We start from the raw sequence: 19,193 nt of genomic DNA, 5'->3' as shown, positions 1-19,193 counted from the left end.
ACTGCCACGTCTTGCGTTCCCCTTCCCGATGCGAAAACTGTCGCAGGTCTACAGCTGGTCTGGTGGCCAGGGCTTTCCATCGGGGAAATACCGGTCAAACTTCCAGCCCAGGCGGAACGGAAGCACAAACTTAGGAGGGCAGTTGTTGGCCTCCCACATTGTCTTGGGTTTTGCCGCGTGTTCAGCCACCTTGCGGTCGGTGTACACCCCGTGACATATAGGGTCGTAGTAGTCTGGCTCGTCAATCTTGTGGGCGGGCGTACCACTAAATACCCCGTAGAGAATCTGGTCGCGACTATTGACCTCAACTTCGAAATCTTCCCAGGTACCAATCATGTCGCCAGGTTGTGCACGCCACCAGTCGTCTATCTTGCGGGCGGTCTCCTCGGACTCGACGAACCCGCCGAGAGGTTCAGTGTTATCCGGATAGCGGGGATAAACGACGCAGACAACAACTTTCATAGACAATTTTTTTTTGCATTCTACGGGAGGCCTACAGCTGGTCTGGTGGCCAGGGCTTTCCATCGGGGAAATACCGGTCAAATTTCCAGCCCAGACGGAACGGGAGGACGTATTTTTGGGGACTGTTGTTCGCTTCCCACATTGACTTTGGTTTAGTTGCCCGCTCGGCTTCTTCCCGGTCGGTGTACACCCCGTAGCAGATGGGGTCCCAGAAGTTGCTATCAGTGATTTCGAGAGTGGGAGTGCCGGTGAACACTCCATAGAGGAGTTGGTCGCGGCTATTGACCTCAACTTCGAAATCTTCCCAGGTACCAATCATGTCGCCGGGTTGTGCGCGCCACCAGTTGTCAATCGCGAGGGCGGTTTCTTCAGACTCGACGAACCCGCCGAGAGGTTCAGTGTTATCTGGGTAGCGGGGATAAACGACGCAGACAACAATTTTCATAGTCATGGTTCTACACCGTGCACGGGAGATTAGCGACCTTGGAATAGCTTCGGGCGGGAAATGGGCCAGATTTTGGGCACGCAGCGCAATGAGGGCGAAAAATCTGGCGGGCTGGAGAACGAAAACACCCCGTGACCTGCATAGTCACGGGGTATTTATGTGGTGCGCCTGGGGAGACTTGAACTCCCACGCCCTAAGGCACTGGAACCTAAATCCAGCGCGTCTGCCAATTCCGCCACAGGCGCCCGTCGCGAATCCGTGACAGTTACGTACAGTCCCCGTAAGCATGGACTACTTATTAGCCACCTACAGGCGCAACGAACTTTCACAGCTCATTTGGACTGTACACACTTTAACGGGTTTGCCGCAGATTTCCTAATGTCCTAGCTGAATTCCTAATGTCCCATCGCCTGCCTTATCCAGCGAGCGCGCTAGCTTGGCAGGTCACGGACTAGCTATGGTGGTTATGTGTCCACTTCACAGCATTCCAATACCACTGACAAGCCAGCGAAGATTCCCACCCGTACCCGCGTGGTGCAACTAATCTTCTTGGCTCTTGCAGTCGGCGCCACTCTTGCACTCGCCTACTGGCAGCTCAGCAGGTGGAACACAACCAGCTCATTCCAAAACCTGGGCTACGCACTGCAGTGGCCAGCTTTCGGCCTGTTCTTTATTTGGGCCTACCGCAAATACATGGAGTACGAACGCGAACGCCTGAGCGGCAATAGCGAGGCCGCATTTGAGGCTAAAGACGATGTCATGACGGAAATTCCAGACGAATTCCTGCCGACCAACCCGGATGGCTCGCGAAAGGTGCAGCGTGTGGATGAGACACAATCGACGGATTCTGGCACCAACGCCTAGGCGATAACTGCTTATTCGAGAAAAGGACTTTTAGTGACCAACATCAATCCAGATCGTCAAGAGCGCGTAAGGAAGGCCCTGACGTACTTCTCCGTCACCGCCTACTTCACGGGTGTGATGCTGCTCTTGCTGTGTGCCGAGATGATTTACAAGTACCTCATCCTCGACAACTCCGCCGACGCGCCGCGGTGGTTCTTCTACACCGCCCAGATTCACGGCTTCGGCTACATGGCATTCCTCATTGCCACCGTAAACCTGGGTACCAAGGCCCGCTGGGAACCAGCAAAGTGGATTATCACCGCGCTCGGTGGCGTGGTCCCGTTCCTCTCCTTCTTCGTCGAGAAGAAGCGCCGCGAGGAAGTCGAGACCGCTTTCCAGCTGAAGTAGCGGGCTCTCGGCAGCCCGAGGGCTCGCCCCAGGGCTACCCCTTAGCCTCAACCTCAGCCAGAATTTTCAGCGCCGGAGTCAAGGCACGCAGTGCACGCCCCCTGTGGCTAAAAGCGTCCTTGTCTTCGGCGCTCATTTGTGCCGCAGACAAGGCCCCCTCAGCTTCGTTGCCCTCACCAACTGCGGGCGCGAACACCGGATCATAGCCGAACCCATTGCCCCCAACAGGCTCGCGCAGAATGGAGCCAGGCCAGCGCCCCTCCACAACCAGCAGCAGATTACCGGCTTCATCGAGGACGGCTGGGAAACCGCCGTCGGCAAGCGCGGACGGCACCTCCTTGACACCGGGGACGACCAACGCGCAGGCGGTACGGAAGGACGCCGTACGACGCTCATCTGGGCAGTCCCCCATCTGAGCAAGCAGCAGCTCGTAGTTAGCGACATCGTCGCCGTGAGTGCCCGACCAGCGCGCCGAGAGCACACCCGGCATGCCGTTTAGCTCATCGACGCTGAGCCCCGAATCGTCTGCCAAGCACGCGTAGCCGGTGTGTGTCGCACCATCGAAAGCCTTGATGTAGGCGTTGTCCGCAAAAGTGCGACCGGTTTCGGGGCGCTCTGGGTACTCCGGGACGTCGCTAAGCGAAAGAAGTTCCACCGAATCAATACCCGCCGCACGCAGGATGCGGTCGAGCTCGACTAGTTTTTTAGAATTTCGGGTAGCGACGAGGAGCTTCACGGCAGCTCACCCGGGTACGGCGCACGCAGAACTTCCTGCTGCAGGGCAACGAGCTCACGCAGACCCTTTTCCGCCGAGTCGAGCATGTCATTCAGCTGACCTCGGTCAAAGGTGCCTTCCTCGCCAGTGCCCTGGATTTCGACGAACTTACCCTCTGCGGTCATCACCACGTTGAGGTCGACCTCAGCGCGAGAGTCCTCCTCGTAAGGCAGATCCAGGCAGACACGGCCATCAATAATGCCAACCGAAACAGCTGCGACTGGTGCCTTCAGCGGGGTGCCCGGAACTGCACCCGCTGCATGCAGGTAGGTCAGGGCATCAGCCAGCGCGACGTACGCACCGGTGATGGAAGCGGTTCGAGTACCACCATCCGCCTGCAGAACATCACAGTCGATGTTGATGGTGTTCTCACCGAGTTCCTTCAAGTCGATAGCAGCTCGCAAGGAGCGACCGATCAGACGGGAAATCTCGTGAGTGCGACCCTTGACCTTGCCGCGCATTGACTCGCGGGGCATGCGCTCGTGGGTAGAGGCCGGCAGCATGGAGTACTCAGCGGTCAACCAGCCCTCGCCGGAGTCACGCTTGAATCGTGGCACCGACTGTTCGACGGAAGCGGTGCACATTACACGCGTATTACCGAAAGTAACCAGCACAGAACCGGCCGGATTGTCGGTGAAGCCGCGAGTGATGGTCACCTTGCGCATTTCATCAACCGCGCGTCCATCGGCACGGCGAAAATCGGAATTAGCTGTAGTCATGCCAACTACCCTACCGCCCGGCGCGAAAGCGGTGCGACAGCTGTACGGAAACCCGGTAGTCGCTGAGACTAGCCGCCTAGATCCATGCCCAGGTAGGCCAATTCAACGTCACCGGCAAAGGTACTCTTCGCAGCACGTAGTGCTTCTTCACCGTCGGCGTATGGCGGAATGTGAGTCAGCACCAACTTCTTAACCCCCGCCAGCGTCGCTGCCTTTCCGGCCTCGTAGCCCGTCAGGTGCATATCCGGTGGGGTGCCCTCTTCGTTGCTGCACCATGTGGCTTCACAGATGAAGATATCCGCATCCCGCGCCAGCTCCACCAATTCATCGGTCCACGCAGTATCTCCGGTGTACGCAATGGTCAGACCATCTGCTTCAATGCGATATCCAACAGCTGGCACCGGGTGGACCATGTTATACGGCGTGACGACGGCGCCTCCGTCCGCTTCGCCCCCACCGACTAACAGTGGCTCACCTGGGTTACTCACAACCTGGTCAAAAGTGTCTTCCAGGTTGGCATCTTCTTCACTTCCCAGTGCTTTGCACATGGTGCCTATCCGGTCGTGAATGTCTCCGGGGCCAACCAGGAGATTCCGGGAACTCGCCGGGGCTGTCGGGTGGAAGCGACGCCAGACGAGCAGCCCTGGAATGTCTGCAGTGTGGTCTGGGTGCACATGAGTTAGTAACAAATCACAAGCTGCAGGATCAGAGATCTTCTGCAATTCGGCGAGGACACCGGGACCCAAATCAATGACAAAGGTTCGACCGTTATCCAGCTCAATGAGGTAGCCAGATGCTGGCGCCGATGGGCCACCCATGCTGCCTGTACATCCCAGAACCTTCAATCGCATACTTCAAGCTTGCCATGTAATTGATCAAAAACGAGCAAAAAACCAATGGAGTGTCTGGATTTAATAAGAAAGGTCACATTTGGGAATGCATAGTGACCTGGCTAATACCCGGCCCAAGGAAGCGCTTTGCCAGGGATGCAAAAACTTGCGGATCTCCAGTGGATTCGAATGTGCGCACAGGGTTCGGATTACTCTCCGGGTCAGCGAGCATGTCGGTCTTTGTGAGGATGCGCAGAACATCCTTCGACGTCTCCTCCGCCGACGACACTAGGGCGACGTCCTCCCCCATAGCCAGCTGAATCACACCAGACAGCAGCGGATAATGGGTGCAGCCCAGAACGAGGGTGTCTACACCATCGGCCTGCAATGGCGCGAGGTAGCCCTCTGCAAGTCCGAGAATCTGGCGACCAGAGGTGATTCCTCGCTCGACAAAGTCCACGAATCGCGGGCAGTCGACCGCGGAGACATCCACGCCGGGCACTGCATCAAAGAGATCTTGGTAGGCACGAGAGCGAATTGTGGCGGAGGTACCGATTACGCCGACTTTTCCGTTCCTGGTGGTCGAGACCGCACGGCGCACAGCAGGCAGAATAACCTCGACTACTGGGACTGGGTAGCGCTCGCGGGCATCACGCAAAAATGCGGCCGAAGCAGTGTTGCAGGCAATGACAATCATCTTGCAGCCGCGTGCAACCAGTTCATCGGCAATCGCTTCCGCGTGCTGACGAACCTCGGCGATGCGCAACGGGCCGTAAGGGCCGTTGGCAGTATCGCCGATGTACATAATCGACTCGTGCGGAAGCTGATCCATGATGGCACGTGCCACTGTCAGCCCACCGACGCCGGAGTCGAAGATGCCAATCGGCGCTGTTCGGTCGGGGAAGCCGCTATCCTGCGCTGTCAGCTGATTGACTACCTGAGTTTCTGCTCCTGCTCCCACCGCTATCTGGACTCCTCATATCGTTGGTCAAACACCGAAGCTCCTATTCTAGGCCGATTCCGCCAGGAGCTGATGCCACGTACCTCGGGCTCTTAACCACGTGCACTCTTAGCCACGCGCACGACCACGCTTAAACATCACCGCAGCCCAGATGCCCGCAAGCCCGCCGAAGAGGTGCATCTGCCAACTAACAGCCATCTGTGTTGGCAGCACTCCCCAGATAAGACCCGAATACATCGATGCCAGAATTACGCCCAAAATAATCTGCATCACCCGACGATTCACGAAACCGCGTACCACCAAAAACGCCAGCCAGCCGTAAATCAGGCCGGACGCACCGATGTGGACGGTATTTACACCGCCGACCAGCCATGTCAGACCGCCACCAACGACCGTAATCAAGAGTGTGACCTGCCAAAATAGCCGCTTCGACGACATTGCAATCAAACCGGCGAACAACGCCCCGGGCAGAGAGTTCGCCACAATGTGCCCGTAATCTGCGTGCAGCAGCGGTGCGGTCAAAATTCCCCACAGCGTCGAGGTTTCGCGTGGGCGCACACCGAAGTTGTTCAGCGCCCCACCAAAGATGAATTCGTTGACAAGAAAGACCGTCCAGATAAGTGCCAGGTACCCAATAGCCGTACTGATGGCCGCCCCGAGCCCGCCGTCGCGATCCTGTGGAACAATCTGATTATTCCGCCGCGTCTGCACGGGACCGCCCATCGGGTACTGCGCATAGTTCTGGTAATTCTGCTGTTGTCCCGAGCTCCATTGCGGATTCATTGGCGCACTTCCCTCACTACTTATCCAGCATCTCTGACAGCGCGGCCACTCCCGCGCGTCCCGTTGCACTCATCACGGCATCGACAATAGCCATCTGCACCGCATCGGCCGCCATCGCAGCCAACAGGGCCACCACATCCGAGCCCACGGGTTCAGCGTTTCCGCTATCCGCCGCCTCGGCCGAGCTGAGGGCAAACAGCGTGTCACCGTCCATCGGCGCATGGGCCGGCCGAATCGCTCGTGCCAGCCCATCATGACCGCACATCGCCAACCGCTTCAACTGCGCAGTTGTCACCGGCGCATTGGTTATCAATGTGCCAATCGTTGTGTTTCGCGTGCTTGCCGACGATTCCCCGTGTCCAGCCTCATCGGCGAGAATCTTGGTCCTACCGACGAAAACCTGGTCCAGCTGGGCCAATGCCTCCTTGCTGGCACCGGCAGCCGCGGGCATTCCGTAAAGGTGTCCCTCCGGGTCAATGACCGCACCAAAGGAGTTGACCACCATTGCGGCAGCCACAAAGTACTTACCATCGGCGGAGGTCACACGGGCTTGTCCAAAACCACCCTTGATTGCCCCGGCCATAGCGCCAACACCGGCACCTATTGTGCCGGAGGGAGTGCCCTCCGGGACGTCGTCAAGCGCGTGCGACAACGCCTCGCGCCCGAGTGCAGCGGTGGGCAGCGTCGGCTCCCCCAACAGCAAGTCGAAGATGACAGCACCGGGAACGATGGGCACGAGGATATCCGGACGAGTTGGGGTGACCTCAAAGCCAATGCCGCGGTCGCGCAGTTCGCGCATAACTCCGTCGGCAGCTGCGAGGCCGTACGCGGAGCCGCCAGCCAAAACGACAGCGTGGGCGCGTTCGACGGTATTCTCCGGTGCGAGCAGGTCGGTCTCGCGGGTGCCCGGACCGCCGCCGCGGACATCGACAGCGCCGACAGCGCCGCCTGGAGCGGCGATGACGGTGACTCCGGTATCCCCCTCAGCAGCATGGCCGATGGAGATGCCGTCGATGGAGTCGAGACAGCCTGCGCCGATGTCGATGCTCGTGCCCAGCGCAGCACTGCTGGCTTGGTGTCGAATGTCGGTGGGGCTGATTGCGAAGATCTCAGAATTCATTGTCGACCACGGCACCTTTCACCACAGTTCATGGCAGCTAGCCTCAGTTGATTACTGCATCTTTCGGGGTTTTGCTCGGATTCGCTACTCACCCATGAGCTGGTCCAACAGTGACTCTTGGTTGTAGGACAGCCACTGGTACATCGCGTCGGTCTGCTCAATCTGTTCGATGGAGCCATTGAGGTTCTCCATGGAAACATGCAGGTAAATACGTAGGTCATTGATACCCGCCACCCAGGCATGGGCATCACTTTCCGAAATGGATACCTGCCCCGACTCGGCGGGCTCCAGGGCGTCGATAATCGCACGCAGGGAATGGAGCTTGCTCTCTACAATCTCCGATTCATGCAGCTGGCGCATGAGGGCGTTTTCCCCCTCCACGCTCTCCTCACCCGGCTTGGTGAAGTCCGGCAACAGTCGCGCAAGCTTCGGATCGGATGGGGCCTCGGAGTGCCCGACAGGCATTCCCGTCATTTCCGCGAGCTCATCCTTCGGCGCCGACCGGGCTCGCTCCATCAGCGAGTCCGCCACAGTAGCAGCCAGATTCAGCAGCAAATCCCGCTCCGTGCCTTCAAAAGCCGTGACGTACTTGACGCCACCGCCGAGAAGGGATCGCTTGCGCTTCCAAGGACGCATGTAAATTCTCTCCCGCTGTCGAATATCGGCTTAGTCAGCCTGCTCCATTGTTGCCCACAAGCCTGCCTTGTGGAGCTTCTTCACATCGGCCTCCACCTTGTCACGCTCACCGGAAGACACGATTGCCTTGCCCTCCGTGTGAACCGTCATCATCAGCGCGTGCGCCTTCTTTCGGTCCATGCCGAAGAGCATCTGAAACACGTAGGTGACATAACTCATCGAATTAACCTGGTCATCCCACACAATGCACTGCCAGGGTCGGTTCGATTCCGTCACGACATCGGCATCCATAGTGGGCATCGGTGTTGCTGCTGGCATGCTCATAGGCACCAGGATAGTACGGAGTGGCGCGCGCTCGCCGGAACCGACTGCCCCGGCCCGCTTCAGCCGACTAGACTATTGACCGTGATTGATAAGCATTCCTCCACCGCCCTTCTCACCGATAAGTACGAGCTGACGATGCTGCAGGCATCGCTTGCCGACGGATCCGGCGAGCGCCAGGTCGCCTTCGAGGTGTTTGGCCGTCGTCTACCGAATGAGCGCCGCTATGGCGTTGTCGCTGGTACAGCGCGTGTGTTGGATGCTATCCGCAACTTCCGCTTCACCGAGGAACAGCTGGCTTCGCTGGACTTCCTCGATGACAGGACGCTGGATTACCTGCGTAACTATTCCTTCAGTGGCCAAGTCGACGGCTACCGCGAGGGAGAGCTCTACTTCCCCGCCTCGCCCATTTTGACGGTGCGAGGCACTTTCGCCGAGTGCGTCATTTTGGAGACTGTTATTCTCTCCATTCTCAATGCAGACTCCGCCATCGCCTCGGCAGCAACCCGAATGGTCACGGCTGCCGGTGGGCGCCCGATTATTGAAATGGGTTCGCGTCGCACTCATGAAGAAGCAGCTGTGACTGCTGCCCGCGCCGCTTACCTGGCAGGTTTTAGCGCCACCTCCAACTTGGAGGCAGCGGCACGGTACAACATCCCAGCCTCCGGTACCGCTGCGCACGCGTGGACTCTGTTGCACACCAACCCAGATGGCACGACGAACGAGGCTGCGGCCTTCAAGGCTCAGATTGACACACTGGGAACCGACACCACTTTGTTGGTGGATACCTACGACATCACCGAGGGCGTCAATACGGCTATTGAGGTCGCGGGTCCGGAACTCGGCGGTGTACGTATTGACTCCGGCGACCTCGGAGTTCTCGCTCGCCAGGTGCGTCAGCAGCTCGACTCGCTGGGGGCGCACAACACCAACATCGTAGTGTCCTCTGACCTCGACGAGTTCGCCATTGCGGCGCTGAGGGCAGAGCCGGTCGATGTCTACGGCGTGGGCACCTCTGTAGTCACTGGCTCCGGCGCACCGACTGCGGGCCTGGTCTACAAGATGGTCGAAGTTGATGGGGTGCCCGTCGCCAAGCGCTCGTTGGACAAGCGAAGCCACGGTGGCGTGAAGGCGGCTATTCGTACCTGCCGTCGTTCCGGTACCGCCGTGGAGGAAATCGCTTTCCCGCTCGGCTCAGAAATCCCGGATGTGGGCAACCTGCACTACCGCGATCTGACCATTCCGATGATGCGCGATGGCGAGGTCGTCGATGGTCTACCGACCTTGGAGGAGTCCCGCGATCACTTGGTTAAAGCGCTGGTCAGCCTCCCGTGGGAGGGACTTGCACTTTCCCGTGACGAGCCGGTACTGTCCGTCCGTTTTCACGGCGTTTAGGCGGCGGGGGAACTGTGTCGGACAGTATCGAGCACGCAGATTTTGCTGAGCTATCGGACGACTTTGAGGACTTTGACGATGTTGACGAGCTAGCTTCACCGAGAGCCAGCGTCCATAACGCGGATAGCATCGAAGCTCTTCTCGATGCGGCAGTGAAGGGACTCGGCGGAACGACTCGACCGAATCAGGTCAAAATGTCCCGGTCGGTGGCCTCCGCCTTTGCGCGCGAGCGGCACCTAGCGGTACAGGCAGGTACCGGTACGGGTAAGTCGCTGGCCTACCTGGTGCCTGCCATTGTGCAAGCAATGGAGTCCGACGAGTCTGTAATCGTTTCCACGGCGACCATTGCGCTGCAACGCCAGCTGGTCGAACGCGACTTGCCGCGGCTAGTCAGTTCGCTAGAGCCACACTTGTCCCGCACGCCAACCTTCGCAATCCTCAAGGGCCGCTCGAACTACCTGTGCAAGTCCAAGGTCGGAAATGTCATCAAAGACCCCGTCATGGACGGTGACGAATCCGAGCCGACCGCTATGGGCGGCCCCACTGCCCTCCTCAGCGAAGCACAGCTAAGCCGCACTGCCGCCGAGGTCATGCGGCTACGCGAGTGGGCCAATGACACCGACACCGGCGACCGCGACAGCCTGGACAAGGGCGTTTCCAACGAAGCCTGGCGGCAGGTCTCCGTCACGGCTCGCGAATGCGTCGGTGCCATTTCCTGCCCTTTCGGCGAGGAGTGCTTCGCCGAACAAGCCCGCCGCGAGGCCTCCAACGTCGACATCGTTGTCACCAATCACGCACTGTTGGCCATCGATGCGCTCTCCGACGCCATGATTTTGCCGCAGCACGACTGCGTTGTCATTGACGAGGCTCACGAACTCGACGGCCGAATCACCTCTGTTGCCACCGACGAGCTCTCCCCTGCCGGTATCACCATGATGGCCCGGCGCGCCCGCAAATTCGGCGCCGCAGAGCAGGTCGATGATGTCACCGATGCCACGGATCTACTCGGCGAGACCGTCGCATTGCTTGCCGACGCCTACAGCGGCGCACTCGAAGAAATTCCCGGTGAGCTTGGAGCGGCGCTAGCTTCGCTCCGCGATAGCCTGTGGCAACTACAGACCACGCTAGGTACCTCTAGTTCAGGCAGCTCTGGCGGGTCGGGCTCCGGTGGTTCGGGTTCTGACTCTGACAACACTGAGCGCCAGACCGTCCGCGCTGCCGTGGAGAATATGCACGACACAGTCGTGCGAATTCTAGAGTTCAGTAGCGACGATGTCGTATGGCTTGGCGAGAACAAGACAGTTTATGTCGCTCCCCTGTCCATCGCAGCACTGCTTCGCGAACGCCTCTTCGGCGAATCCACCGTCGTTTTGACCTCAGCAACACTTGCTCTTGGCGGCAAGTTCGATGCTATGGCCGCCGCCTGGGGGCTTCCCTCCGGCGGGTGGGATGGTTTGGACGTCGGCACGCCCTTTGACCCGCAGAAATCTGGCATCCTCTACGTCGCACGCGACCTGCCACGACCTGGACGCGACGGCGCCACACCGGAGCAGTTCGCGATCATGGAGCGCCTCATCCGCGCCGCTGGTGGGCGAACGCTCGGGCTGTTTTCTTCTCGCCGAGGCGCCGAGGCAGCGGCGGAGGAAATGCGCAAGCGCCTGCCTTACGACGTGCTGTGCCAAGGCGATGACTCTATCGGTGCTCTGGTTGATCGTTTCGCAGCTAATCCGCAGACATGTTTGTTTGGCACGCTGACGCTGTGGCAAGGCGTCGATGTTCCTGGCCCATCGCTATCGTGTGTCATCATCGATCGCATCCCGTTCCCCCGCCCCGACGACCCGCTTTTGTCCGCGCGCTCCGATGCGGCTAATGCCGCTGGCCGAAACGGTTTTATGGAGGTCTCAGCGACACATGCAGCGCTGCTGATGGCGCAGGGTTCTGGTCGTCTGCTACGCCAAGTCGATGACCGCGGGGTTGTTGCGGTACTGGATTCACGGTTGGCTACTGCACGCTATGGTTCCTGGATCGCCGCGTCGATGCCTGACTTCTGGCGGACGACCAACCTGGATATTGCGGCTGGAGCGTTGCAGCGGCTGACCCAAAGCTGATTCAGAGGGGGCTGTCTGGGCTCACGAGGTGACGCTGGATTAGGCATAGTTTCTGGAAAAAATCCCACGCTTTTCTATCCAATACATTATTGTGATGTGAAACACAGCACTGCTACAGTGCCCGAGCTAATGAAGCAGGACACTTGGCAGCCGTGCACGAGATTAGAAAGGCGATTTCCTGCATGCCCCTTTCCAGCAACCTCCCCGACATCGACATCCCGGAGACCTCACTCTTTGAGTTCCTCTTCGGAGAAATTGAGCCACGTCACCAGGACAAGCTTGCAATCGTTGACTCAGGCTCCGAGGTCACCTTCGGTGATCTGAAGGCCAGCATTGAGAAGTTTGCGGGTGCGCTGGCAGCACGTGGGATTAAGAAGGGCGACGTTGTGGCTCTCCACTGCCCCAACTCGACAACCTTCGCGGTCGCTCTTCACGGTGTCCTACGCGCGGGGGCTGTCTGCACGACGGTCGCATCGCTGGCAACTGCGGAGGACATTGAAAACCAACTCCGGATGTCTGACGCGAAGATGATGCTGACGACCTCCTCAATCGGTTGGGCTGGCGCCCACGGCGCTGAGGCTGCTGGTCTGCCGGAAGAGATGATTATCGGCCTGACGGGTCTCCACGGCATGGGCGAGCTGCTTGCCGAGGGGCACGCAGCCCCGGACGTCGACGTATCACCCGATGACGTTGCCGTGATTCCGTTTTCCTCGGGAACCACCGGTGTACCGAAGGGCGTCCAGCTCACTCACCGCAACTTGGTGGCCAACGTCGCTCAGGCGGGTGGAGCTACAGTCAACGCGCTGACCGAGGACACCCCGGCTGTCACTATCCTGCCGTTTTTCCACATCTACGGCCTGACTGCGCTGCTGAATCTGTGCCTGTGGCGCCGCACGACGCAGTACACCATGGGCAAGTTCGACCTCGTCGATTTCCTGTCCATCATCGCCGAGCACAAGGTGAAGTTCGCGTTCATCGCACCGCCTGTAGCTGTGGGCCTGGCCAAGCACCCAGCTGTCGATTCCTTTGACCTGTCCAGCCTGGAGACAATCTTCTCGGGTGCCGCTTCTCTCCAACTTGACCTCGCGGAACAGGTGGAAAAGCGCCTTGACTGCGTGGTCGCACAGGGCTTCGGCATGACCGAGTCCTCGCCAGCAGCCCACATCCGCATCGGCCACGATAGTCCGCTGGACTCGATCGGTCGCGCAGTCCCCAACACTCAGTACAAGATTGTCAACCTCGACTCCGACAGCTTTGAGGAAATCCCGGTTCCCGCCGAGGGGCGCTCGGAGGCAGGTGAGCTATGGATTCATGGTCCACAGGTGATGAAGGGCTACCTCAACAACCCGAAGGCGACGGCAGAGACGCTTGTCGACGGTTGGCTGCGTACCGGCGACGTTGCGGAACTCGACGAACACGGGAATGTGTACATCGTCGACCGCTTCAAGGAACTGATTAAGTACAAGGGCTACCAGGTTCCGCCGGCCGAGCTCGAGTCCGTGCTGCTCAGCCACCCGGATATTGCCGATGCCGCCTGCAGTGGTGTCGTTCGCTCCGACGGCGAGGAGATTCCTAAGGCCTACGTTGTCCTCAAGGCGGGCAAGCAGGTGACTGAAGACGAGATTATGGACTACGTCGCCGACCGCGTCGCACCGTACAAGAAGGTGCGAGCAGTCGAGTTCATGGATGAAATCCCGAAGTCGGCGACGGGCAAGATTCTGCGCAAGGATCTCAAGGCCATGGAGGCAGCACGCGCTCAGTCGTGAGTTACTGCCCCAGGGGTCACCGCCACGGTGACTGAACCGGGTGCAATCTCGGTAAACCCGGCATCCTGAACCTCAACCGCGCGGGGCTCTGGCGCTGGCCACTGCTCCCGCGGTACTTCTTTCACATCTAACGCATAACCACTTTGCGCCCACGCCCAAGCGTCCTCGACCGACAGGCTGGCCGCATAGAGCATCGAGCCGTGTCCAACTTGCGCGGCCACCTTTCCTACGGACATATTCAGGTTTTTGTCCACCCAAATCACTGGCGGAGCAAAGGTGTCAGCGCTCTCATGGTCGCCCGGGGCGCCGGGAGATGTGTTCTCCGGGTCGTCGTAAGGCAAATCGGTGCCGGAAATTTGTAGTTTGGCAATCTCCGGGTAGGTTTCGTCGACAGGCGTTGGCACTAGTGCGCGAGCTTGCGCGCCGTCGACGTCCACGGTGACACCCGGTGCAAGCTGAGCGCGTTGCCAGCCGATATTGCGAGCGCGACGTGTGAGCTTGCGGATGCGCGCACCGTACCAAGACGCCAGACCTTGTTGATAGGCAGAAGTGTCATCGCCTGCGCGTTCGTCCAGGCAACAAGCAACAACAGCCATCGCGGCAGCGCGGAGCAGCGCAGTGCGCGAGGGGCGTTCCTTCTTCGGAACCTCAAGCACAATAGCCATTGCCCACGGCACATCCTCGCCGTGGTCTTCCCTATCGGGTTGCGGCAGGAGGTTATGGGCGATACGGAACCACTCCGGTACCGATGATGCGTCCGTGACAGCTGGATTCTTGTGATCCTCGCGTTGCACTACTGCTCCAACGGCACGCGGCGGAAGGTGCCATCTTCGCGGTCGGCATCGTCGATTTCATCGCGGGAAATGCCCAGCATGAACAGAATCGAGTCCATGAATGGAACGTTGACGGACGTGTCAGCGATTTCCTTTAGCGCCGGCTTGGCATTGAAAGCAATACCAAGGCCTGCGACCGACAACATATCGATGTCATTGGCCCCATCGCCGACCGCAACGGTCTGATGCATCTGAAATCCCGACTCTGCGGCGAACGTCTTGAGGCTGCGGGCCTTCTCCTGCCTATCGACGACATCGCCGACCACGCGTCCAGTCAGCTTTCCGTCCTCGACCTCGAGGGTATTCGCCTTGTAAAAGTCCAGACCGAGATCCTTTGCCAGCGGCTCCAAGATCTGGATAAAGCCACCGGAGACAGCACCACACTTGTAACCGAGGCGCTTCAGCGTGCGGATCGTGGTGCGGGCGCCTGGAGTCAGCTCGATGGAGTTAGTGACTTCCTCTAGGACGCTGACCGGCAGGCCAGCCAGAGCCTTAACTCGCTCATGCAGTGACTCGGCGAAGTCCAGCTCACCGCGCATAGCGCGCTCTGTAACCGCTGCAACCTCCGCCTCGCGACCAGCATGGGCGGCCAGCATCTCAATGACCTCACCGGTAATCAAGGTCGAGTCCACATCGAAACAAATCAAGCGCTTGGAGCGGCGCTGCAAACCAGCGCGTTCAATTGCGATGTCAATGTCCTGGTCCTGTGCAAGCTCGGCCAGTGCCTTACGCAGCGGAATGCCCGCACCCGGCTTCGGGTCCGGAATAGAGACCAGCAATTCCAGGCCAGTGACTGGGTAGTCAGCAATACCGCGAATGGAATCGATGTTTGCACCGTAATCAGCAAGAGTGCGGCCGATACGGGAAATATCCTCAGCGTTGACCGGATTGCCCAACACGACAAGTGCGTGGGTGGAGCCATCGCTGCGCTCAATCGGCGCATCCAGCTGGAAACTGACAGTCATGCCGTGAGGCTTCAGTGTTTCAATGAGTCCCTCACGGAGAACACCGACCTTTTCTTCTGTGACACCAACAAGCGCACCGAGGCTCAGATTAGAGCGGAACACCGACTGTTCCACATCCAAAATTTGAACTCCGTGGGCCGCGAGCACGCGGAAGAAAGCTGCGGAGACACCCGGGCGGTCTCGGCCAACAGCGGTAATAAGCACCGGAGCTAGTCCCGGTGCCAACGAAACCGATAGAGCATCGGTATCTACAGACTGACTGGGAGAGGTAATTACCTGTTCATTCACCAATCCAGTATCGCATGAAGCCCCGGCAGAGCGCTCATCGCATAGTGGGATTCCGCACTTCAGTGGGTGGCCAGCGACAGGCGCTAGCCATCGCCTTGCTCTCTTGCCCTTCTGGCGCTCCCTGCGCCCCCCTGCTCTTACTGCGCTCTCTTACTGCCTCTTCCCTAGGAAAGACTCTCAAAGACAAGACTAAGGCCCCATCACGGAGAACCGTGATGGGGCCTTAGCTTCGCGTAGTTATTAACTCAGAGTTGCATCAGCCATGTAGCCACTAGCTCTTAGAGCTGACGACCAACGTGGGCCTCTGCGCGCTGACGCTCAACCATGTGCGGGTAGTGCAGCTCGAACGCCGGGCGCTCCGAGCGGATGCGCGGCATCGAGGTGAAGTTGTGGCGCGGCGGCGGGCAAGAAGTAGCCCACTCGAGGGAGTTACCGTAACCCCACGGGTCATCAACAGTGACGACCTCACCGTAGCGCCAGGACTTGAAGACGTTCCAGACAAACGGGATAACAGACAGACCCAGGATGAACGCACCAACGGTGGAGATCATGTTCAGGGTGGTGAAACCGTCAGTCTCGAGGTAGTCGGCGTAACGACGCGGCATACCCTCGTTACCCAGCCAGTGCTGGACCAGGAAGGTCAGGTTGAAGCCGATGAAGGTCAGCCAGAAGTGAACCTTTGCCAGCTTCTCGTCGAGCATACGACCAGTCATCTTCGGGAACCAGAAGTAAACGCCCGAGTAGGAAGCGAAGACCAGGGTACCGAACAGGGTGTAGTGGAAGTGCGCCACGACGAAGTAAGTATCAGAGACGTGGAAGTCCAGCGGTGGGGAAGCCAGCATAATACCGGTCAAACCACCGAACAGGAAGGTCACGATGAAGCCGAGAGCGAAAGTCATCGGAGCCTCGAAGGTCATGTGGCCACGCCACATGGTGCCCATCCAGTTGATGAACTTAACACCGGTCGGGACCGAAATCAGGAAGGTCATGAACGAGAAGAACGGAAGCAGAACGCCACCGGTCACGAACATGTGGTGTGCCCACACAGCCATGGACAGACCTGCAATAGACAGGGTTGCGAAGACCATACCTGCGTAGCCGAACAGCGGCTTACGGGAAAAGACCGGAACGACCTCGGTGATGATGCCCACGAACGGCAACAGCAGGACGTAGACCTCTGGGTGACCGAAGAACCAGAACAGGTGCTGCCACAGCATTGCGCCACCGTTTGCCGGGTCGTAAATGTGACCGCCCAGCTTACGGTCGTACAAAACACCAAGAGCAGCTGCAGTCAGAATCGGGAAGATCAGCAGAGCCAGGATCGAGGTAACCAGGATGTTCCAGGTGAAGATTGGCATACGGAACATGGTCATGCCTGGTGCACGGAGGCACAGGACAGTGGTGGTCATGTTAATGGCGGAAGCGATGGTACCGACACCACCAACACCGACACCGACAATCCACAGGTCAGAACCGACACCCGGAGAGTGAATCGGGTCAGACAGCGGGGAGTACATGGTCCAACCGAAGTCAGCAGCACCACCCGGGGTCAGGAAGCCCGACAGCATCAGAATGCCACCAATGGTGGTCAGCCAGAAGCCGAAAGCGTTCAGACGCGGGAAAGCCACGTCCGGAGCACCAATCTGAAGTGGCAGAATGTAGTTAGCAAAACCCCAAACAATCGGGGTACCGAACAGAAGCAGCATCACCGTGCCGTGCATGGTGAACATCTGGTTGAACTGCTCGTTAGAAAGGAACTGAAGTCCTGGGGCGAAGAGCTCAGCACGGATAAGCAGAGCCATCAGACCGCCGACAAAGAAGAACGAGAAGGACATAATGATGTACATGATGCCCAGCTTCTTGTGGTCGGTCGTGGTCAGCATTTCCCACGCCCAGCTGCCCTTACGCTCATGTCCGAACGGCTGCGGCCGTTCCGGCGCTACAACGCCATGATCTGGACGAGGCGCTACTGCAGTCATTCTTCCTCCTTACTACGCGAAGATTTCCTGTAACTCACTACAGGGATTTTAAGTTTTGTCCTTGTGAGAATAGTGCAGGCGAGTACGCGACGGCGAACCCACCTACCGCTATGTGCCAGATTCTAGTCTGAACCTTGGAAAAAGTTAAGGCTAAGGGATTTTCCGGCTCACTTCCCCACTCAGCTAAGCACACTATTAGTTTCCTGAGAATTGTCTTAACCTGGGCTAACGCCTATTTAGCAGGAACCGTCGAGGCTAGGACTACTACCCCCGTGTGTGTGCTGTCACCAGAGTGAGGCTCGATGCGGAATGTTCCCTACACCTGTGCTTTTAGAAGTCCCAGTCCTCATCCTCGGTTACTTCAGCCTTACCCATGACGTAGGAAGAGCCGGAACCCGAGAAGAAGTCGTGGTTTTCGTCAGCATTCGGCGACAGGGCCGACAGGATCGACGGCGAAACGCGAGTCTCGTCGGCCGGGAACATACCCTCATAGCCCAAGTTGTTCAGAGCCTTGTTGCCGTTGTAACGCAAGAAACGCTTGACATCCTCGGTCCAACCGAGTTCGTCGTACATCTCTTCGGTGTACTGAATCTCGTTGTCGTAGAGATCAAACATGAGGTCGAAGGTGTAATCCTTCAGCTCGTCACGTTCGGCCTGGGTCAGACGCTCCAGGTTGCGCTGGTACTTGTAACCGATGTAGTAACCGTGAACTGCCTCATCACGAATGATTAGGCGAATAATGTCCGCGGTGTTGGTCAGCTTGGCGTGGCTGGACCAGTACATCGGCAGGTAGAAGCCCGAGTAGAACAGGAAGGACTCCAGCAAAGTGGAAGCAACCTTCTTCTTCTGCGGATTATCGCCCTCGTAGTAGTCGAGGATAATCTTGGCCTTCTTCTGCAGGTACTCATTCTCCTCGCCCCAACGGAACGCATCCTGAATCTCAGGAGTCGACGCCAGCGTCTGGAAAATCGACGAGTAGCTCTTTGCGTGCACCGATTCCATGAAGGCGATATTGGTGTACACAGCTTCCTCGTGCGGAGTCAGCGCATCTGGAATGAGTGATACTGCACCTACCGTGCCCTGGATGGTGTCCAGCATGGTCAGACCAGTGAACACGCGCATCGTGGTGCGCTGCTCCAGTGCGTTGAGCGTATTCCAGCTCTTGATGTCATTCGACAGCGGCACCTTTTCCGGCAACCAGAAGTTACCGGTCAGACGATCCCAAACCTCGAGATCCTTGTCATCAGGAATCGTGTTCCAGTCAATAGCCGCAACTGGGCATGCACGCGACTCTGGATTCTTCTCACGGTGGGCCGGAGTCGAGGGTGGGCAATCATCGAAACTCACGTGGAAACCTCTCCCTTTTTCATTGATATTGCCGTTTTTCGAACACACCTTATATATAAGGAACATCCTTCACTCTTTATGAGTCCAAAAACAGCGGCTGCAGCGGTGGCTATTCCAGCCTTGTCCCACTACAAAACGTCAGGCTCCCGATGAAAGGAGCCACTACCCTTAGCAGCTTACCCACACCCGCATTATTAAGCACGCGGCCT

19 protein-coding genes and 1 tRNA gene are annotated in these 19,193 nt (G+C 58.4%); 5 read left to right on the top strand and 15 right to left on the bottom strand.

Annotation, left to right across the window (positions count from 1 at the left end; translation table 11 throughout):
• Window positions 1-48: 48 nt before the first annotated feature.
• The 3 genes from CRD20_RS08190 to CRD20_RS08180 form a co-directional block, all read right to left on the bottom strand.
• Window positions 49-462, bottom strand: coding sequence for a hypothetical protein (locus CRD20_RS08190; protein ID WP_255468793.1), 414 nt, complete (start codon window positions 460-462; stop codon window positions 49-51).
• Window positions 463-493: 31 nt separating this feature from the next.
• Window positions 494-913: a hypothetical protein gene (locus CRD20_RS08185; RefSeq protein ID WP_187405209.1), complete on the bottom strand. Its 420-nt coding sequence runs from the start codon at window positions 911-913 to the stop codon at window positions 494-496.
• Window positions 914-1,067: 154 nt separating this feature from the next.
• Window positions 1,068-1,152: transfer RNA gene (locus CRD20_RS08180), tRNA-Leu, on the bottom strand.
• A 223-nt stretch (window positions 1,153-1,375) separates the two neighbouring features.
• Here CRD20_RS08180 and CRD20_RS08175 point away from each other — a divergent pair.
• Window positions 1,376-1,771 carry a hypothetical protein gene (locus CRD20_RS08175; RefSeq protein WP_016422268.1) on the top strand — a complete coding sequence of 132 codons (396 nt, stop codon included), beginning with the start codon at window positions 1,376-1,378 and terminating at the stop codon, window positions 1,769-1,771.
• Window positions 1,772-1,804: 33 nt separating this feature from the next.
• Complete coding sequence (locus CRD20_RS08170) at window positions 1,805-2,158, top strand: DUF3817 domain-containing protein (RefSeq protein WP_005511118.1); 354 nt, start codon at window positions 1,805-1,807, stop codon at window positions 2,156-2,158.
• A gap of 34 nt (window positions 2,159-2,192) precedes the next feature.
• On the opposite strand, the gene CRD20_RS08165 is transcribed toward CRD20_RS08170, so the two are convergent.
• The 8 genes from CRD20_RS08165 to clpS form a co-directional block, all read right to left on the bottom strand.
• Complete coding sequence (locus tag CRD20_RS08165) at window positions 2,193-2,894, bottom strand: non-canonical purine NTP pyrophosphatase (RefSeq protein ID WP_187405208.1); 702 nt, start codon at window positions 2,892-2,894, stop codon at window positions 2,193-2,195.
• Entirely contained in the window at window positions 2,891-3,652 is a 762-nt protein-coding gene (gene rph, locus CRD20_RS08160; RefSeq protein ID WP_049193334.1) for a ribonuclease PH, read from the bottom strand. Before rph ends, CRD20_RS08165 begins: the two co-directional genes overlap by 4 nt.
• 68 nt (window positions 3,653-3,720) lie before the next feature.
• Window positions 3,721-4,503, bottom strand: coding sequence for an MBL fold metallo-hydrolase (locus CRD20_RS08155; RefSeq protein ID WP_048733014.1), 783 nt, complete (start codon window positions 4,501-4,503; stop codon window positions 3,721-3,723).
• A gap of 73 nt (window positions 4,504-4,576) precedes the next feature.
• Complete coding sequence (gene murI, locus CRD20_RS08150; protein ID WP_370546129.1) at window positions 4,577-5,443, bottom strand: glutamate racemase; 867 nt, start codon at window positions 5,441-5,443, stop codon at window positions 4,577-4,579.
• 108 nt (window positions 5,444-5,551) lie between these two features.
• Window positions 5,552-6,226 carry a rhomboid family intramembrane serine protease gene (locus CRD20_RS08145; RefSeq protein WP_016422263.1) on the bottom strand — a complete coding sequence of 225 codons (675 nt, stop codon included), beginning with the start codon at window positions 6,224-6,226 and terminating at the stop codon, window positions 5,552-5,554.
• Between the two features lie 16 nt (window positions 6,227-6,242).
• Window positions 6,243-7,346 (bottom strand): P1 family peptidase, encoded by a 1,104-nt coding sequence (locus CRD20_RS08140; RefSeq protein WP_076773550.1) that lies wholly within the window; start codon window positions 7,344-7,346, stop codon window positions 6,243-6,245.
• 84 nt (window positions 7,347-7,430) lie between these two features.
• Entirely contained in the window at window positions 7,431-7,982 is a 552-nt protein-coding gene (locus CRD20_RS08135) for a DUF2017 domain-containing protein (RefSeq protein WP_005511188.1), read from the bottom strand.
• 30 nt (window positions 7,983-8,012) lie between these two features.
• Complete coding sequence (clpS, locus tag CRD20_RS08130; RefSeq protein ID WP_005511165.1) at window positions 8,013-8,306, bottom strand: ATP-dependent Clp protease adapter ClpS; 294 nt, start codon at window positions 8,304-8,306, stop codon at window positions 8,013-8,015.
• Between the two features lie 81 nt (window positions 8,307-8,387).
• Here clpS and CRD20_RS08125 point away from each other — a divergent pair, with 81 nt between their 5' ends.
• The 3 genes from CRD20_RS08125 (at window position 8,388) to CRD20_RS08115 (ending at window position 13,572) form a co-directional block, all read left to right on the top strand.
• Entirely contained in the window at window positions 8,388-9,698 is a 1,311-nt protein-coding gene (locus CRD20_RS08125; protein ID WP_016422259.1) for a nicotinate phosphoribosyltransferase, read from the top strand.
• A gap of 128 nt (window positions 9,699-9,826) precedes the next feature.
• Complete coding sequence (locus CRD20_RS08120) at window positions 9,827-11,806, top strand: ATP-dependent DNA helicase (protein WP_172620254.1); 1,980 nt, start codon at window positions 9,827-9,829, stop codon at window positions 11,804-11,806.
• Window positions 11,807-11,988: 182 nt separating this feature from the next.
• Window positions 11,989-13,572, top strand: a complete 1,584-nt coding sequence (locus CRD20_RS08115) for an AMP-binding protein (protein WP_042388489.1) — start codon at window positions 11,989-11,991, stop codon at window positions 13,570-13,572.
• Here the strand turns inward: CRD20_RS08115 and CRD20_RS08110 are convergent.
• From CRD20_RS08110 to nrdF, 4 genes are all read right to left on the bottom strand, one after another.
• The gene (locus CRD20_RS08110; RefSeq protein ID WP_147765851.1) at window positions 13,563-14,366 is read right to left on the bottom strand and encodes a peptidyl-tRNA hydrolase; all 804 of its coding nucleotides are present in this window, start codon (window positions 14,364-14,366) and stop codon (window positions 13,563-13,565) included. The genes CRD20_RS08115 and CRD20_RS08110 overlap by 10 nt on opposite strands.
• Window positions 14,366-15,658 (bottom strand): phosphoserine phosphatase SerB, encoded by a 1,293-nt coding sequence (serB, locus tag CRD20_RS08105; RefSeq protein WP_048732992.1) that lies wholly within the window; start codon window positions 15,656-15,658, stop codon window positions 14,366-14,368. The genes CRD20_RS08110 and serB overlap by 1 nt, the downstream gene beginning before the upstream one ends.
• A gap of 278 nt (window positions 15,659-15,936) precedes the next feature.
• A complete protein-coding gene (ctaD, locus tag CRD20_RS08100) occupies window positions 15,937-17,637 on the bottom strand; it encodes a cytochrome c oxidase subunit I (RefSeq protein WP_005511131.1) in 1,701 nt (566 codons plus the stop codon).
• A 330-nt stretch (window positions 17,638-17,967) separates the two neighbouring features.
• Window positions 17,968-18,984: a class 1b ribonucleoside-diphosphate reductase subunit beta gene (gene nrdF, locus CRD20_RS08095; RefSeq protein ID WP_016422253.1), complete on the bottom strand. Its 1,017-nt coding sequence runs from the start codon at window positions 18,982-18,984 to the stop codon at window positions 17,968-17,970.
• Window positions 18,985-19,193 lie beyond the last annotated feature (209 nt).

The sequence above is a fragment of the Corynebacterium sp. LK33 genome (assembly GCF_014334955.1).
Taxonomy (GTDB): domain Bacteria; phylum Actinomycetota; class Actinomycetes; order Mycobacteriales; family Mycobacteriaceae; genus Corynebacterium; species Corynebacterium jeikeium_D.
This window is presented reverse-complemented; position numbering and strand designations above follow the sequence as displayed.

What these genes read in the sequence shown, in the direction of transcription:
- CRD20_RS08190 (WP_255468793.1), bottom strand. Translation starts at nt 462, where the DNA reads ATGAAAGTTGTTGTCTGCGTCGTTTATCCCCGCTATCCGGATAACACT.
- CRD20_RS08185 (WP_187405209.1), bottom strand. Translation starts at nt 913, where the DNA reads ATGACTATGAAAATTGTTGTCTGCGTCGTTTATCCCCGCTACCCAGAT.
- rph (WP_049193334.1), bottom strand. Translation starts at nt 3,652, where the DNA reads ATGACTACAGCTAATTCCGATTTTCGCCGTGCCGATGGACGCGCGGTT.
- CRD20_RS08155 (WP_048733014.1), bottom strand. Translation starts at nt 4,503, where the DNA reads ATGCGATTGAAGGTTCTGGGATGTACAGGCAGCATGGGTGGCCCATCG.
- CRD20_RS08145 (WP_016422263.1), bottom strand. Translation starts at nt 6,226, where the DNA reads ATGAATCCGCAATGGAGCTCGGGACAACAGCAGAATTACCAGAACTAT.
- CRD20_RS08140 (WP_076773550.1), bottom strand. Translation starts at nt 7,346, where the DNA reads ATGAATTCTGAGATCTTCGCAATCAGCCCCACCGACATTCGACACCAA.
- CRD20_RS08135 (WP_005511188.1), bottom strand. Translation starts at nt 7,982, where the DNA reads ATGCGTCCTTGGAAGCGCAAGCGATCCCTTCTCGGCGGTGGCGTCAAG.
- clpS (WP_005511165.1), bottom strand. Translation starts at nt 8,306, where the DNA reads ATGAGCATGCCAGCAGCAACACCGATGCCCACTATGGATGCCGATGTC.
- CRD20_RS08115 (WP_042388489.1), top strand. Translation starts at nt 11,989, where the DNA reads ATGCCCCTTTCCAGCAACCTCCCCGACATCGACATCCCGGAGACCTCA.
- ctaD (WP_005511131.1), bottom strand. Translation starts at nt 17,637, where the DNA reads ATGACTGCAGTAGCGCCTCGTCCAGATCATGGCGTTGTAGCGCCGGAA.